The following is a 14595-nucleotide window of genomic DNA, read 5'->3' as shown; positions in this document are numbered from 1 at the left end:
CTCCGAAGCACTCAATCATTTGCACGCTGCGTCATGCCGCGGCCGGCGGCGGCGAAAGCCTTGGCGTGCTCTCCATATTGAATTGCGCGTTGATCCGCGGCATTGCCTTGCAAGGCGCGCGCATATACGCCTTGCGTGATTGCAGCCATGCGAAAGTAAGCGAACGCCAGGAAGAACGGCCAGTCGGGGATGCGGTCTCGACCCGAGAATTTGCAGTACAGTCCGACAAACTCCTGTTCGTCCGGAATGCCGAGCGCGACGATATCGACACCCTGCAGTCCTCCGGTGCCCAGCTCGCTGGGCGCAATCCGATAGAACATGCACGCGTAGGCCAGATCGCTGAGCGGATGACCCAGCGTTGCGAGCTCCCAATCCAGCACCGCGACGATGCGCGGCTCGGTGGGATGCAGAATCGTATTGCCGATACGATAATCGCCGTGAACGATGGCCGTTTCGTCGGTGGCCGGCAGGTGCGCGCCGAGCCAGGCGATGAGCTGGTTCATGTCGGCGTTCTCTTCGGTCTTCGACGCCAGATACTGCTTGGTCCAGCGATCGAGCTGGCGAGCCACGTAACCTTCGGGCTTGCCGAAGTCGCTCAAGCCGCAAGCCTTGTAGTCGACAGCGTGCAGCTGCGCGCCAATGCGGGCATAGTCCGTGTAGATCGCGCGTCGTTCGGCCGGCGTCAGGTCCGGCAGCGCTACTTTCGTGATCACGCGCCCTTCGACATGATCCATCACGTAGAAAGGTGTGCCGATGATGCTTGCATCCTCGCAAAGCATGCGCGCGCGAGGCACGGGAACGGCGGTCTCGGGCAGCGCTCGAAGAATGCGATATTCGCGCTCGATCAAATGCGCCGACGGCAGCAGCTTGCCAGGCGGCTTTTTCCGCAGCACGAATTTCTTGCTGGCGGTCTCGATCAGAAACGTGGGATTGGATTGTCCCCCCTGGAACTGGCGCAGGCGCGCGGGTGCTGAGAAATCATCCAGGTGCTGTTGCAAGTATTGCCAGAGCGGCGCTTCGTCGAAGCGGTGTTGCGGCAGTACGTCGATGACGGCAACGTCCGACCCTTTCGCCAACGCTTGCGATTGCGTCCCGGTCTGCGGCATTGCTCGTCGTCCCCCTGATTAGCGGCCAGTCATTGTATGCGGCCAGGGGTGCATGTCGAAACAGCGCGAGCGCCTGTCGAGTGATGCTGGCGCTGCCGTCCCGCTATGTGAAATTTCAACGCGAGATGGTCATCTTGCCGAAGGCAATGCCGAGATCGAACCCGCGCCCGGTGCCGCTCAACGCCAACGACACTTCGCCCTTGGTCATCGCCTGGGCGCCGGAGGACTTGACCGCGCCGGCATGCGCTTCGGCAGCGACATAAGTGCCGAACAGCTCATCGGTGCTGGCCACCGCCGAGAACTTGCCGCGGCCGTCCTCGATGGAGGATTTGCCCACGGTCAGCCCGCCGCCCTTGGCCGAAAGCTTGACATTGAACGACTGGCCATTGCTGCAGCGGATCGTGCCGCTGCCCTTGGCGGTCTTGTAGAACGCCGACCAGCCTTGCATGGTGAACTTCATGGTGCAGCGGATGCTGGCCGCTGCCGCCGGTTGCGACAGCACCAGGCCAAGCACGGTCATCCAGGTCGCAAGCATGATCCGGCTCGAGCCAGGCATATGCAGTCCTCCCCTCGCATGATGCTCGTCAGTTGAGACCATCCCATTCTACGGGTGCCGGAACCGCGAAAAGTTCCCGGCCGGGCGCTCCGGTGTCGAGCGACTATCGGTCCGGTCACAATTGCCGGATCAGGCAAGCACTGCCCCCGCTTTTGGCATGCGCTGTCGCGCCGAAGCTGTAACAATCCGGTTCAGGCAACCAACTTGCGCTCCATGAACCAGCCCGGCTTGATCCATAGCGGCGTGGCCGCCGACGAATTCTTTCGCGACTACCTCGACCGCGGCGAGCCCTTGGTGCTCGCCACCGTGACACGGACTCTCGGTTCCACGTATCGCAAAGCCGGTGCGCAGATGCTCATCGCAGGGGATGGGCGTGTCGCGGGCCTGCTGAGCGGCGGTTGCCTGGAAGCGGACTTGATGGAGCGCGCCCGTATCGTCCTGCAAACCGGCGAGCCGGCGACCGTTCACTACGACACCCGCAGCTCCGATGACGTGATCTGGGGCATCGGGCTCGGCTGCGAAGGCGCGATGACCATTCTGTTGAGCCGCCTGGACCGTGGCAACGACTATCAGCCGTTCAACTTCGCGGCGCGCTGCCGGTTCGATCAGATGGACGCGCATTTCGCGATAGTCACCGAGTCGCGCAATCCTGCACTCCCATTGGGCACGGCATTCTGGTCGCAGAACAAACATTCCGCTCCCGATAACGTTGCAACTGCCATGAATGTCTCCACGCCGCGCGGTGCGGGGCCGACGAGCGCAACGGTCGTGGCCGATGATGCGACATTCCTGGTCGTACCCATCGAGCTGCCGCCCCGCTTGTTACTGCTGGGTGCCGGACCGGACGCCATGCCGCTGGTGGAGATCGCGGGTTTGATGAACTGGCAGGTCAGCGTGTTCGATCATCGCCCCGCGTATGCCGTCGCCGAGCGTTTTCCACGCGCACGGCGGGTCGCTCTCATGGCGGCGAGCGAATTGCCGCGGGAACTGGAGACCGGCAAGTACGATGCCGCGGTTGTCATGAGTCATCACTTGCTGTCGGACCAGGCTTATCTCGCCGCATTGGCCGACAGCTCCATTCCCTATGTGGGTCTGCTCGGCCCGGCGCCGCGGCGCATTCGTTTGTTGCACGAAATTGGCGACAAGGCGGCGCGCTTGAGCGGCCGCTTGTACGGACCGATCGGGCTCGATATTGGTGCAAGGTCGCCGGAGACCATCGCGCTCGCCATCGTAGCGGAAATTCAAGCCTTCATGGCCGGGCGCGAGGGCGGCTCGTTCAGCAAGACCGTCGCCGGTTGAAGTCAGCCTCGGCGCAGGTCACGCAGCACCCGGCGGGCGTGCTTGTCGGGCCGGCCTTCGGGCGCCGGCGCCGCCAGTCGACTGCGCTCGCGCTGCTTTTCCCGAGCTGCGATGCTCTCCTCGGTCTCCACGTAGTACAGGCGAGCTTCGGGCGCCGGCCCGCGGCGCACAGGCATTCCGCGGACGATCACTTCCAATCGTGTTTCGTCCTTGGTGATTTGTAGCCGGTCATCCACATGAACGACGCGTGACGGCTTCACGCGCTCGCCATTCACGTGCACCAGTCCACCGGCCACGGCATCGGTGGCCAACGAGCGGCTCTTGAACAACCGCACGAACCACAGCCACTTGTCGATTCGCAGGCCAGCCCGCTCGCCGCTCGAACTCTGATCTGTCATGACAGAAGTTTAACGCGTCGTTGCGGCAAGTTCGCAGCCAGTGCGTACCTGGAACCATTCCATTTCCCGGCACTCCCAGTATTCTGGTCACTCTGTCAGCACTTTCGGGGTCAACTGCTTCCAGCCATGAGCGAGGGCGAGCCAAAGACAATGGGCGCAGCGGTGAGCGCCAGCGACAGCCCCGCCATTGGTTCGGCGCAGCGCTGCGTCGATTTTCCTGATGTCGATCTGCTGATCGTCGGTGGCGGTGTCAACGGTGCCGGAATCGCACGAGACGCTGCCGGGCGCGGCCTGAAGGTGCTGCTGGTCGAGCAGGACGACCTCGCTTCGGCCACCTCCTCGGCCAGCACCAAGCTCATTCATGGCGGCTTGCGTTACCTGGAGTTCTTCGAGTTCCGGCTGGTGCGCGAAGCGCTGATCGAGCGTGAACGCCTGTTGCGCATCGCACCTCACATCATCCGGCCGATGCAATTCATCTTGCCGCACGTTCCGGAATTGCGGCCGCGCTGGCTGATGCGCCTGGGACTGTTCTTCTACGATCACATCGGCGGCCGCAAGATCCTGCCCGCCTCTCGCAGCGTGCGCCTCGCCAATGGCGCATTCGGCCCCTTGCGGCCCGGTCTGGATCACGGCTTCGCCTATTCGGATTGCTGGGTCGACGATAGCCGGCTGGTCGTACTCAACGCGCTCGACGCTGCGCAGCGTGGCGCTTCCATTCGCACTCGTACTCGCTTTCTCTCCGCTCGAGTCGAAGGTTCGCAGTGGGTCGCGAACCTGCAAGATTCGAAGAGTAACGAAGCTGCCCGGGTCCGCGCGCGCGCCATCGTGAACGCGGCCGGTCCGTGGGTACAGCAGGTGCTGCAAAGGTTTCCCGAAATGGAGGTCAGCGCGCAGGTACGTCTGGTCAAGGGCAGCCACATCGTCGTGCCACGCCTGTTCCAGGGCGAGCACGCCTTCATGCTGCAGAACGCCGATGGCCGCATCGTGTTCGCAATTCCCTATCAGCAGCAGTTCACGCTGGTCGGCACCACTGACGTGCCGTTCACCGGCGACGCCACCAAGGTGAGCATCTCGCCAGACGAAGTGCTGTATCTTTGCAGCACCATCAACAGCTACTTTCGTAAACATATCGCGCCTGCCGATGTGAAATGGAGCTACGCCGGCGTGCGGCCACTCTCGGACGACGAATCCAGGAACGCATCGAAGGTGACGCGCGATTACCGGCTCGAAATCACCGAGACCACGCGCGACGCTCCGCCACTGCTTTCCATCTTCGGCGGCAAGATCACGACTTATCGGAAGCTGGCCGAAAGTGCGCTCGAGAAATTGCAGCCTCACTTGAACAGCAGCGACCGCGAGTGGACCGACCAGGCTCCGCTGCCAGGCGGCGACGTGCCGCGCGCCGATTTCCCGGCGTTCGCCGCAGGCGTGCAGAAACGTTGGCCCTTTCTCCCTGGACCTCTTGCCGACCGGCTCGCGCATGCCTATGGCACACGAGTGGAAAAAATTCTCGGCAAGGCGCAAGCGATGTTGGATCTCGGCGAGCATTACGGCGCCGGCCTCACGCAGGCGGAAATCGACTACCTGGTTGCGCATGAATGGGCGCGCAGCGCCGATGACGTACTGTGGCGTCGAACCAAGCTGGGCCTGCATTTGAACGAGCTGGAGCGCCGCCGCGTCGCGCAGTTGTTCGAGTCGCAATCAAGTTGAGCGTGGCTTGCATGGCCAGGGTCACCGGCAGTCCGGTAAGCTCTGGCAATCGCTTTTGGAAGTTGCATGAACCGCCGCACGCTCATCCGCACCGCTGTCGCAGCTGGCCTGGCTGCCTGCAGCGGCCTGCCAGCATTCGCCACGAGTGATCCCGCATCGAGTCTCGACCAACTGCTACAACGGCTCGCCGAACAGTATCTGCGCCGCAGTCCGGAGGAAGCCACACAATTTGAGCTAGACGTTGGCGCGAACGCCAACCTACGCGCACAACTCGACGACCGCTCGATGGGCGCGTCGGCCGAGGATCACGAATCAGCCAAACGTGCGCTCGTCGAGCTCGACCGCATCGATCGCAGCAAGCTCGACGCGTCCCGACAACTCGACTACGACACTGCCGTATTCGTGTACGCGACGCTCGAGAAACTGACGGCCCGCTATGGCACAGTCGATATCAATCTGCGCCCGAGCCCCTACCCGGTCAGTCAGATGAATGGGGTCTACTATTGGTTACCCGAGACACTCGGCTCGCGTCATCCGCTGGAAACATCGCGCGACGTGGATGCGTATTTCTCTCGGCTGACGGCGCTCGGTCGCGCGCTCGACCAGGAAACGGAGCGAATTCGTCACGATGCGGGCATCGGTGTGATTCCGCCGAGGTTCGTCATTGCTCGAACGATCGCGCAGATCCAGGCTTTGCGCGACGCTCCACCCGCGCAGACAACGCTGATCGGCCCAGCGGTGGAACGTGCCCGCGCCAAGAAACCTGGTGACATCGGTCCGCGCGCGGAACAAATATTTCGGGCCACGATAGCACCGGCTCTGGATCGGCAGATACAAGCGCTGCAAACACTGGCGCCCAAGGCAAAGGCATCGGCAGGCGTGTGGGCTCTCCCTGACGGCGATGCCTACTATGCCGGCGCCGTTCATTCGAACACCACCACGACTATTGCTCTGGGAGCACTGCACGAGCGCGGCCTGCAACTCGTCGCCGATATCACGTCGCAACTGGATCGCAGCCTGCGACAGCAAGGGTTGACGAGCGGCTCGGTCGCCCAGCGCATCAAAGCGCTGGATACCGACGCTCGTTTCCTGGTTCCCGAGAACGATGCAGGACGTGAGCAACTGCTGGCTGCCGCTCGCAAGATGCTCGATTCGATCCGTGCCCTGCTGCCCAAGGGGTTCAAGACGATCCCCAACGATGAGTTGCTGGTCAAACGCACTCCGGTGGCCATCGAGAACGGCGCACCGGGAGCGTTCTACAGCGAGGGGGTGGGGGGTCAGCCCGGCACCTTCTCGCTGAATTTGAAGTCGCCGGCCGAGCTGCCGTTGTGGCGGCTGCCGACGTTGGCTCACCACGAAGGCATTCCCGGTCATCACTTTCAAGCCGGCGTGCTGCGTGAGGCCGGAGATCTCTCCCTGTTCCGCCGTCTGGTGCGTTTCTCGGCATACACGGAAGGCTGGGCTTTGTATGCCGAGCGCGTTGCCGACGAGTTGGGCATTTATGACAACAATCCGGCGGGACGTATCGGCCTGCTGCAATCGGAATTGTTTCGTGCCGCGCGCATCGTGGTGGACACGGGCATTCATCATCATCGCTGGACCCGCGAGCAGGCGGTCGAATGGATGATGAACAATGCGGGCGAGCCGGCTGCTGCCGCTCAGCGCGAAATAGACCGCTATTGCGTGTATCCAGGCCAGGCTTGCAGCTTCATGGTCGGCGCCACGGAAATCCGCGCCGCCCGGGAACGGGCACGTCAGCACCTGGGAGCGCGCTTCGACGTGCGCGACTTTCACGATCTGGTATTGCGCTCGGGGCCCGTGCCGATCGACGTATTGCACGCCGCGGTGACCCAATGGAGCAGATCCGAACCGGCCCTGTGAGACGAGCATAGCCCGACCGTCCGGCGCCAGGCGCCCCTGTCCGGGAAATCCCGCACGACAGAACCTCGCTGCGACCCTAGGAACTGAACCCACATAAAGCTAAACTGAACCTCTATTAAGCTGTACTCCAGCCCGCGGGACCTAGCTGACCTGCTAGCGGTCATCCGCACAGTGGCACAATCCGCGCCTTCCTCGGCAGGAGGTTCATTTGTGAAGCGTGACTTTCTCGATCGGCTGGCGGCTGACACTGAACAACTGCGCACGCAGGGCCTGTTCAAGCCCGAGCGTGTGTTGATCTCGCCGCAAAGCTCGTCGGTGCGAGTGGTGGGCGGCGATGAAGTCCTGAACCTGTGCGCCAACAACTATCTCGGCCTGGCAAACAATGCCTCGGTACGCGAGGCGGCACGGCTGGCGCTGGACCGCTATGGCTACGGCATGGCCTCGGTGCGCTTCATCTGCGGGACCCACCAGGTCCACAAGGAGCTGGAAGAACGGCTGAGCCGTTTCCTCGGCACCGAGGACACCATCCTTTACTCCTCCTGCTTCGATGCCAACGGCGGCTTGTTCGAGACCCTGCTCGATGAACAGGATGCCGTGATCAGCGACGCGTTGAATCATGCCAGCATCATCGATGGCATCCGGCTGTGCAAAGCGCAGCGCTTCCGCTACGCCAACAACGACCTGGACGAGCTGGAAACGCGCCTGAAAGAAGCCGCGAATGCTCGTGTGCGGCTCATCGCCACCGACGGCGTGTTCTCCATGGATGGCGTCATTGCCCGCTTGAAAGATATCTGCGATCTGGCGGATCGCTACGACGCTCTGGTCATGGTGGACGATTCGCACGCGGTCGGTTTCGTCGGCGAGAAAGGCCGCGGCACACATGAGCTCAGAGGCGTGATGGATCGAGTCGATATCATCACCGGCACCCTGGGCAAAGCTTTGGGCGGCGCAAGCGGCGGTTACACCGCCGGCCGCAAGGAAATCATCGCATGGCTGCGCCAGCGCTCCCGCCCCTATCTCTTCTCCAACAGCATTCCACCGTTCATTGCCGCAGCGAGCCTGCGCGTGCTCGATCTGCTCGAGGCGGACGACAAGCTGCGCTCGCGCCTGTGGGATAACGCCGCACATTTCCGCAAGCAGATGACGGCGGCCGGCTTCAATCTGGTGCCGGGCGAACATCCCATCATCCCCGTCATGCTCGGGGATGCCAAGGTCGCTGCCGAGTTCGCGCAGCGGCTGCTGGAACACGGTGTCTACGTCATCGGATTCTCGTTCCCGGTGGTGCCCCATGGCAAAGCCCGCATTCGCACGCAGATGTCCGCTGCTCACACCACGCAACAACTCGACAAGGCCGTGGCGGCATTCACCACGGTAGGCAAGGAGCTCGGCGTCATTTAAGAAAGAAGTGAATGGTGACTAATGACTGGTGAATGGTCAGAAAGCCACCTCATTCCTTCTGACCGTTCATTAGTCACCATTCATCAGTCACTTCTCGTTAAACACTATGCGCGCACTAGTCAAAGCCCGTGCTGCTGCTGGCATCGAATTGCAGGACATTCCGAAACCCACGGTGGGCCCCAATGACGTGATGATCCGTGTGAAACGGACCGCCATCTGCGGCACCGACATGCACATCTACAATTGGGACAAGTGGGCGCAGAAGACCATTCCTGTGCCGATGGCCGTCGGTCACGAGTACAGCGGCGAGATCGTGGAGGTCGGCAGCGAAGTCTCGGGCTTCGCACCCGGCGACCGCGTTTCCGGCGAGGGCCATATCACCTGTGGTTACTGCCGCAACTGCCGGGCAGGACGCCGGCATCTGTGTCGCAACACCGTCGGCGTGGGCGTGAATCGTCAGGGATCGTTCGCCGAGTACGTGGTGATTCCGGCATTCAACGCATTCAAGCTACCGGCCGCCATCGATGACGAGATCGCGTCGATCCTCGATCCCCTCGGCAACGCCGTGCACACGGCACTCGCGTTCGACGTGGTTGGCGAAGACGTGCTGATCACCGGCGCGGGCCCGATCGGCATCATGGCCGCAGCCATCGTTCGTTTCATCGGCGCGCGCAATGTCGTCATCACCGACGTGAACGACTATCGCCTGGACCTGGCTCGCAAGATGGGCGCGACCCTGGCATTGAACGTCACGCGCGATTCGCTCGACGACGCAATGAAACAGCTGGGCATGCAGGAAGGCTTCGACGTCGGCCTGGAGATGTCGGGCAACGCATCCGCGCTACGCGACATGCTGCGAACGCTGCATCACGGCGGCAGCATCGCGATGCTCGGCATTCCTTCGACGGAAGTCGCCATCGACTGGAACGACGTGATTCTCAAAGGCCTCACCCTCAAAGGCATTTATGGCCGGCAGATGTTCGAGACCTGGTACAAGATGGCGGCGCTGCTGCAAAGCGGTCTGGACGTTCGCCCCATCATCACCCACCGCCTGCCTTACACCGAATACCAGCGTGCCTTCGAAATCATGGGCGCGGGGCAATCCGGCAAGGTGGTGATGAACTGGGAATCCGCATAACGACGACGCGGTGTCGCATTGAAACCGTCTCGGTAAAGCCAAGCCGCGCTTCCCTCCTCCGCCTGTGGCTTGCTGGCTACAGGCGCGCTCGCCCGATCGAGCTGCTCATTCGTCCAATGCTCGTCGCAATGCACTTGCGACGAGTGTATGGAACCAACATAGAACATCTGTCGTTGTCGAGATACATGTAAGTCGCATTCATTGCGAGCAAGGCGAGCCCATGCCGCCCCTGGCCGACAAGCGTCGAATGTTTCATCCGGCTGGCTTCCGCCGAGCGGCCTCGCCTTTGTCCTCATTTCTCCGGTCAGACATCACCTGCAACAGCAATGGATGTCTGCCGATTCCCGAGCAGGAGAAGCACATGGCCAGCAGTAACTCTTTGCGACGAGCAGTGCGTTGCGCGCTTTGGACGGGCCCGACTATTCTCGCGGCGGCCGCCGCGATGGCGCAGGAACCGCCCGCTTCGCGCAGCGAGATCGAAGAAGTGATAGTCACGGGTTCGGCGATCCGGCGCGTAGAAGCGGAAGCATCGCTGCCGGTGCAAGTGCTGGACTCGCAGGCGATCGCGCGCACCGGCGCTGCATCGGTCGTGGACTTGATGCAGCGTTTGCCGACGATTCAAGGCGCGACGGTCGAAGCCGATTCGGTTGGCGCGGCGACGTTTGGCTTCTCCGGTGTGTCGGTGCACAACATCGGCGAAAACCGCACGCTGGTGTTATTGAATGGCCGGCGCATGGCTCAGTTCGGCGGGCAGACGCTCACCGGCTTCGCGGCCGCGGTGGATCTCAACAGCATTCCGGTGTCGGCAATTCAACGCGTCGAGATCCTGACCTCTGGCGCATCGTCGTTGTACGGCTCGGATGCCGTTGCCGGCGTAGTCAACTTCATCACCAAGGACAAGACAGTGGATCGTGACGCCTCGGTCCGCTACTACGGCCCCGAGGATGGCGCCAGAGAACGAGGCGTCAGCCTGAGCGGCGGCATCGGCGACTACGAGTCGGATGGCTGGAACGTGTTCGCCGCGTTGGCCTACGACACGCGCGATGAGCTCAACTCGCGCGACCGGGACTTCGCCAACTCGGCGATCGTGAATTTCAATTACGGCGGGCAGCGCTGGACCTACTTCAATGGTTCCTCGCGCAACATTCCCGCCAACGTCATCGCCACCACCGGCGCCCTGGCCGGCGAGGCCGTCAGCCTGGACTTCCTGAACACGGGCAGTTGCCCGGAAGGTTCGGCGCCAGTGGGGAACGCGTGCTACTACGATTACGTACGCAACATCCAGCTCTATCCCGACCGCGAACGCAAGAACGCCACCGCATCGCTCAACGTCAGACTGGGCGAAGTGCACAACCTGTTCGTGGACGTGCTCTGGTCGGAGACTCAGCAGACCTCCAAGATCGCGCCGGTGCCGGGAGAACTGGCCATCGCGATCGGCTCGCCGCTATACAACCAATATCTCGCTGGCGTGACCGACGACACCGGCACGCCGATCTTCGGGCCCGTGGACGCCGATGGCGATGGCGCCATCGACCCGATCGTGGCGCCGTATCGTGCCTTCGATCTGGGCCAGCGCATCAACGACGACGAAGCAAAGTTCTATCACGTGGTGGCCGGCATCGAAGGCGATATCGCCGGATGGGACTACGATTTCGCCCTGTCGAAATCGGAAAGCGACGTCAAAGGCGTGATCTCGGGCTATCCCGGCGCGCTCGCCTTCGCCGCCGCGCTGGCACGCGGCAACATCAATCCGTTCGTCGGTCCCGGACAGCAGACCGAAGCGGGCCTGGCGGACCTGGCCTCGATCAACTATCGCGGCTACTGGGACGGCGGCACCTCGGAAATGGAGACCGCCGAGTTGCGCGCCTCGCGTGAGTTGTTCGAATTGCCGAACGGCAAGCCGGTGCTGTTCGCGGCGGGCGTGAGCCATTACCGGGAAAAATTCCGCTCCAAGCCGAGCCAGTTCGCGCAGGCGAATCTCGACGATCCCGTCGCCGGCACTCCCGCCGCGGCCGGGCCGGGCCTGGGCGATCAACGCTTCGGCGACGCCGCTGCATCCATTCCGTACGGCGCCGACCGCAAGGTCTGGGGTCTGTTCACCGAAGTCGTCGTGCAGCCGCTCGAATGGCTGGAACTGACCGGCTCCGGACGCTATGACGATTATGACGACGTCGGCGACACGACCAATTACAAGATCAGCTTCAAGCTCACGCCGCTGGATCGATTGCTGCTGCGTGGCTCCTATGGCACGGGCTTCCATGCACCCACGGTGCCGCAGCTCAACGCGTCCCTGCAGAACTACGGTGTCACCGCAAATCCCTATGATTGCACCGCGGATCTCGCGGCCATCGCGGCCAGCCTGGGCGCAATCTGCCGGCCGCCACAGACGCAGTACGATGTCTTCGCCGGTGGCAACCCGGCGCTCACTCCGGAAGAGTCGCGCCAGGCAATGTTCGGTGCCGTGTTCGAATTCTCACCGCGGCTCTCGGTGGGCATGGACTACTGGTGGGTGGCCATCGAAGACGCATTCGGTCAGATCGAGGAGACCGAGGCCTTCGCCAATCCCACGCTGTATCCCGATTCCTGGACGACCTTCAGGGACATCGGCACCGGGACGACCTACCTCGCGTACAACCAGACCAACCTCAACACCGGCAAGGAGTACTACAGCGGCATCGACTTCAATTCGGATGCCAACTGGGATGTCGGTCCGGGGCGGCTGCGCATGCAACTGGTGGCGACCTACATGCTCACCAACAAACTGCAGTTGACCTCCGATGGTCCGTACTACCGCAACATCGGCAGTTATTCGACGGCGCTGGACCTGCCGACATTCCGCTGGGTGGGGCGCGTGCTGACATCGTTCGACCATGGCGCCTTCGCGCACACCATCACCGCCAACTACAAGAGCGGCTACCGCGACATATCGACCACGGTGGACGGCATCGACGCGGACGGCAACTTCAACGGCGAAGTCGCCACCGTACGGCTGGACGTGGACGACTACTTCACGCTCGACTGGCAATCGACCTGGCGGATCACCGATTGGGTCGAGGTGACGGTGGGCGCGCTGAACCTGTTCGATGAGGAACCGCCGCTGTCACTGACCGCGGCCAACTTCCAGATCGGCTACGACGCGCGCTTCTATGATCCGCGCGGCCGCGTGCTGTTCGGTCAGGTGGGGTTCAAGTTCTAGCTGAGCAACGCTGATTCTCTGGCGGGCCACGGAGGGCGGGCCCGCCAGAGCCAGCGGTTACATCACGGCGCCGAGCACAGGCAGTAGTAATAAACGTTCTGCGGATCGTTGAAGCGGGCCAGGCGCGACAACTCGGCCTCGAGCGGCGCCAGAATCCTGCGCGCGTCAGCAAACAACTGCTGTTCCGGGACCAGCGCCCGAGTGATGCGCGCGGCCAGTATTTGAGCGCGCATGGCCAGTGCCTGGCGCCAGCCCATCGGCGGTTCGATGTAATTGACCTTGTAGTCCTTGCCGAGACCGGCGCGCTCGGCGGCGGCGTCCAGCGCGTCTTTGTATGAACCCAGCTTGTCGACCAGGCCGTGCTGGGCGGCATCCACGCCAGCCCACACTCTGCCCTGCGCGACCGCGTCGATGTCATCGAACGATCTCTCGCGCGCCGTCGCCACGTTGTTGACGAACACGGAATACGCGTGGTCGATGGAGTTTTGCAGGATGGTCTTCGCGCCGTCGTTCAAAGTGCGATCCAGCCGCAACGAGCCGGCAAACGGCGTGGTGCCCACGCCGTCGATGGTGATGCCGAATTTCTCCAGCGTGCGCTCGATGGTCGGGAACACCGCAAACACGCCGATGGAGCCGGTCAAGGTGGCCGGGCTTGCCCAGATTTCGTCGGCGTCCATCGCGATGTAATAACCGCCCGAGGCCGCCGTGCTGCTCATCGAGGCAATCACGGGCTTGCCGGCTTCGCGCAGTGCATCGATCTCGCGACGAATGACTTCGGACGCGAGCATGCTGCCGCCCGGGCTGTCGATGCGAAGCACGACCGCTTTGACGTCGTCGTCGTGGAGCGCATCACGCAGCAGGCGTGAAGTCGAATCCGAACCGATAGTGCCCGGGGGCTGCGGGCCGTCGAGAATCTCGCCCGCCGCGACCACCACGCCGATGTGGTCACCTTCGATCTTCAGCCGCTCGCCGGAGCGCGCCGCGGCCAGGTAGTCCCAGTGCGCCACGTGCTTGAATGTATGCTCTTTGTCTTCGCCGACCAGTTCCTTGATCTGTTCCTCGAACTCGCGCCGCGACTTCAACTCGGTGACCAGATTGCGTTCGAGTGCCGCGGTCGCAAGGTCGCCTCGATGTGCCTTGGCGATCTCGGCGTATTCAGTGGAATAGGCAGCGATGGCGCCCTCGTCGAGACCTCGCGCCTTGGTCACGCCGGCTTGATACTGAGCCCACAGCGCGTTGAGCCAGGCCAGGCTCTCCTGCTCTTCCTGCTCGGACATGTCGCTGCGGCTGAATTGATCCGTGAACGACTTGAACTTGCCGGCGCGGAACACGTTCACATCGACCGCCAGCTTGTCGATCATGCCCTTGAGGAACGTGCGGTAATAACCAAAGCCTTCGATGAGCACCAGGCCGTGCGGATCGAGATAGATCTCGTCGGCATGCGCGGCCAGGTAATACTGCGACTGGTCGAAGCTTTCGCCGAACGCATACACCTTCTTGCCGCCAGCCCGGAAGCGCTGAATCGCCTGCGCCAGCTCCTGCAGCTTGGCGATGCCGCCACCGGTCATGCTGGACAGGTCGAGCACCATCAACTCGATGCGCTTGTCCTTTGCGGCCGCGTCGACGGCGAAGATCAGATCGCGCAGCAACGTTTCAGGACGATTCGTGCCATACGCTTCGGCGATCGCGCGCTCGAACGGATCACCGGCAAGTTGCTCCACCAGCGCCCCCTGCGGCGCCAGCACCAGCGCGCCTCTGGCAGGAACGATGGGAATGCTCGGCGACAACGCCGCGCCGATGATCAGGAACAGACCGAGCAACAGGATGAAGTGCAGCACTTTGCGCACGCCATCGAGGCCGCGCCAGATGAAGCCGAGAATGCCAGCGATTGCTTTCATGGAGCAGCCGTATGC

The 14595-nt window shown here is 62.7% G+C and carries 10 protein-coding genes; 6 read left to right on the top strand and 4 right to left on the bottom strand.

Annotation, left to right across the window (positions count from 1 at the left end; all coding sequences use genetic code 11):
• Positions 1 to 11 precede the first annotated feature (11 nt).
• Both VGE08_RS17245 and VGE08_RS17240 read right to left on the bottom strand, forming a co-directional pair.
• The gene (locus VGE08_RS17245; protein ID WP_331069154.1) at positions 12 to 1106 is read right to left on the bottom strand and encodes a phosphotransferase; all 1095 of its coding nucleotides are present in this window, start codon (positions 1104 to 1106) and stop codon (positions 12 to 14) included.
• A 115-nt stretch (positions 1107 to 1221) separates the two neighbouring features.
• Positions 1222 to 1641, bottom strand: coding sequence for a hypothetical protein (locus VGE08_RS17240; protein WP_349258730.1), 420 nt, complete (start codon positions 1639 to 1641; stop codon positions 1222 to 1224).
• A 234-nt stretch (positions 1642 to 1875) separates the two neighbouring features.
• Between VGE08_RS17240 and VGE08_RS17235 the strand changes: the two genes are divergently transcribed.
• The gene (locus VGE08_RS17235; protein ID WP_331069152.1) at positions 1876 to 2961 is read left to right on the top strand and encodes an XdhC family protein; all 1086 of its coding nucleotides are present in this window, start codon (positions 1876 to 1878) and stop codon (positions 2959 to 2961) included.
• Between the two features lie 2 nt (positions 2962 to 2963).
• Here the strand turns inward: VGE08_RS17235 and VGE08_RS17230 are convergent, their stop codons facing one another.
• A complete protein-coding gene (locus VGE08_RS17230; RefSeq protein ID WP_331069151.1) occupies positions 2964 to 3359 on the bottom strand; it encodes an RNA-binding S4 domain-containing protein in 396 nt (131 codons plus the stop codon).
• Positions 3360 to 3485: 126 nt separating this feature from the next.
• Between VGE08_RS17230 and glpD the strand changes: the two genes are divergently transcribed.
• The 5 genes from glpD to VGE08_RS17205 all read left to right on the top strand — a co-directional run bounded on the left by glpD (position 3486) and on the right by VGE08_RS17205 (position 12682).
• Positions 3486 to 5069 carry a glycerol-3-phosphate dehydrogenase gene (gene glpD / locus VGE08_RS17225; RefSeq protein WP_331069150.1) on the top strand — a complete coding sequence of 528 codons (1584 nt, stop codon included), beginning with the start codon at positions 3486 to 3488 and terminating at the stop codon, positions 5067 to 5069.
• A 66-nt stretch (positions 5070 to 5135) separates the two neighbouring features.
• Positions 5136 to 6950, top strand: a complete 1815-nt coding sequence (locus VGE08_RS17220) for a DUF885 domain-containing protein (RefSeq protein ID WP_331069149.1) — start codon at positions 5136 to 5138, stop codon at positions 6948 to 6950.
• Positions 6951 to 7160: 210 nt separating this feature from the next.
• Positions 7161 to 8348 (top strand): glycine C-acetyltransferase, encoded by a 1188-nt coding sequence (locus tag VGE08_RS17215; protein WP_331069148.1) that lies wholly within the window; start codon positions 7161 to 7163, stop codon positions 8346 to 8348.
• 106 nt (positions 8349 to 8454) lie between these two features.
• Complete coding sequence (tdh, locus tag VGE08_RS17210; protein WP_331069147.1) at positions 8455 to 9486, top strand: L-threonine 3-dehydrogenase; 1032 nt, start codon at positions 8455 to 8457, stop codon at positions 9484 to 9486.
• 361 nt (positions 9487 to 9847) lie between these two features.
• The gene (locus tag VGE08_RS17205) at positions 9848 to 12682 is read left to right on the top strand and encodes a TonB-dependent receptor plug domain-containing protein (RefSeq protein WP_331069146.1); all 2835 of its coding nucleotides are present in this window, start codon (positions 9848 to 9850) and stop codon (positions 12680 to 12682) included.
• 62 nt (positions 12683 to 12744) lie between these two features.
• Here the strand turns inward: VGE08_RS17205 and sppA are convergent, their stop codons facing one another.
• A complete protein-coding gene (gene sppA / locus VGE08_RS17200; protein ID WP_331069145.1) occupies positions 12745 to 14580 on the bottom strand; it encodes a signal peptide peptidase SppA in 1836 nt (611 codons plus the stop codon).
• Positions 14581 to 14595: the final 15 nt, after the last annotated feature.

This window comes from Steroidobacter sp. (assembly GCF_036406195.1).
Lineage (GTDB): Bacteria > Pseudomonadota > Gammaproteobacteria > Steroidobacterales > Steroidobacteraceae > Steroidobacter.
The sequence above is the reverse complement of the archived record's forward strand: the minus strand, read 5'-3'. Positions and strand labels throughout refer to the sequence as shown.

What these genes read in the sequence shown, in the direction of transcription:
- VGE08_RS17245 (WP_331069154.1), bottom strand. Translation starts at nt 1,106, where the DNA reads ATGCCGCAGACCGGGACGCAATCGCAAGCGTTGGCGAAAGGGTCGGAC.
- VGE08_RS17240 (WP_349258730.1), bottom strand. Translation starts at nt 1,641, where the DNA reads ATGCTTGCGACCTGGATGACCGTGCTTGGCCTGGTGCTGTCGCAACCG.
- VGE08_RS17235 (WP_331069152.1), top strand. Translation starts at nt 1,876, where the DNA reads ATGAACCAGCCCGGCTTGATCCATAGCGGCGTGGCCGCCGACGAATTC.
- VGE08_RS17230 (WP_331069151.1), bottom strand. Translation starts at nt 3,359, where the DNA reads ATGACAGATCAGAGTTCGAGCGGCGAGCGGGCTGGCCTGCGAATCGAC.
- glpD (WP_331069150.1), top strand. Translation starts at nt 3,486, where the DNA reads ATGAGCGAGGGCGAGCCAAAGACAATGGGCGCAGCGGTGAGCGCCAGC.
- VGE08_RS17220 (WP_331069149.1), top strand. Translation starts at nt 5,136, where the DNA reads ATGAACCGCCGCACGCTCATCCGCACCGCTGTCGCAGCTGGCCTGGCT.
- tdh (WP_331069147.1), top strand. Translation starts at nt 8,455, where the DNA reads ATGCGCGCACTAGTCAAAGCCCGTGCTGCTGCTGGCATCGAATTGCAG.
- VGE08_RS17205 (WP_331069146.1), top strand. Translation starts at nt 9,848, where the DNA reads ATGGCCAGCAGTAACTCTTTGCGACGAGCAGTGCGTTGCGCGCTTTGG.
- sppA (WP_331069145.1), bottom strand. Translation starts at nt 14,580, where the DNA reads ATGAAAGCAATCGCTGGCATTCTCGGCTTCATCTGGCGCGGCCTCGAT.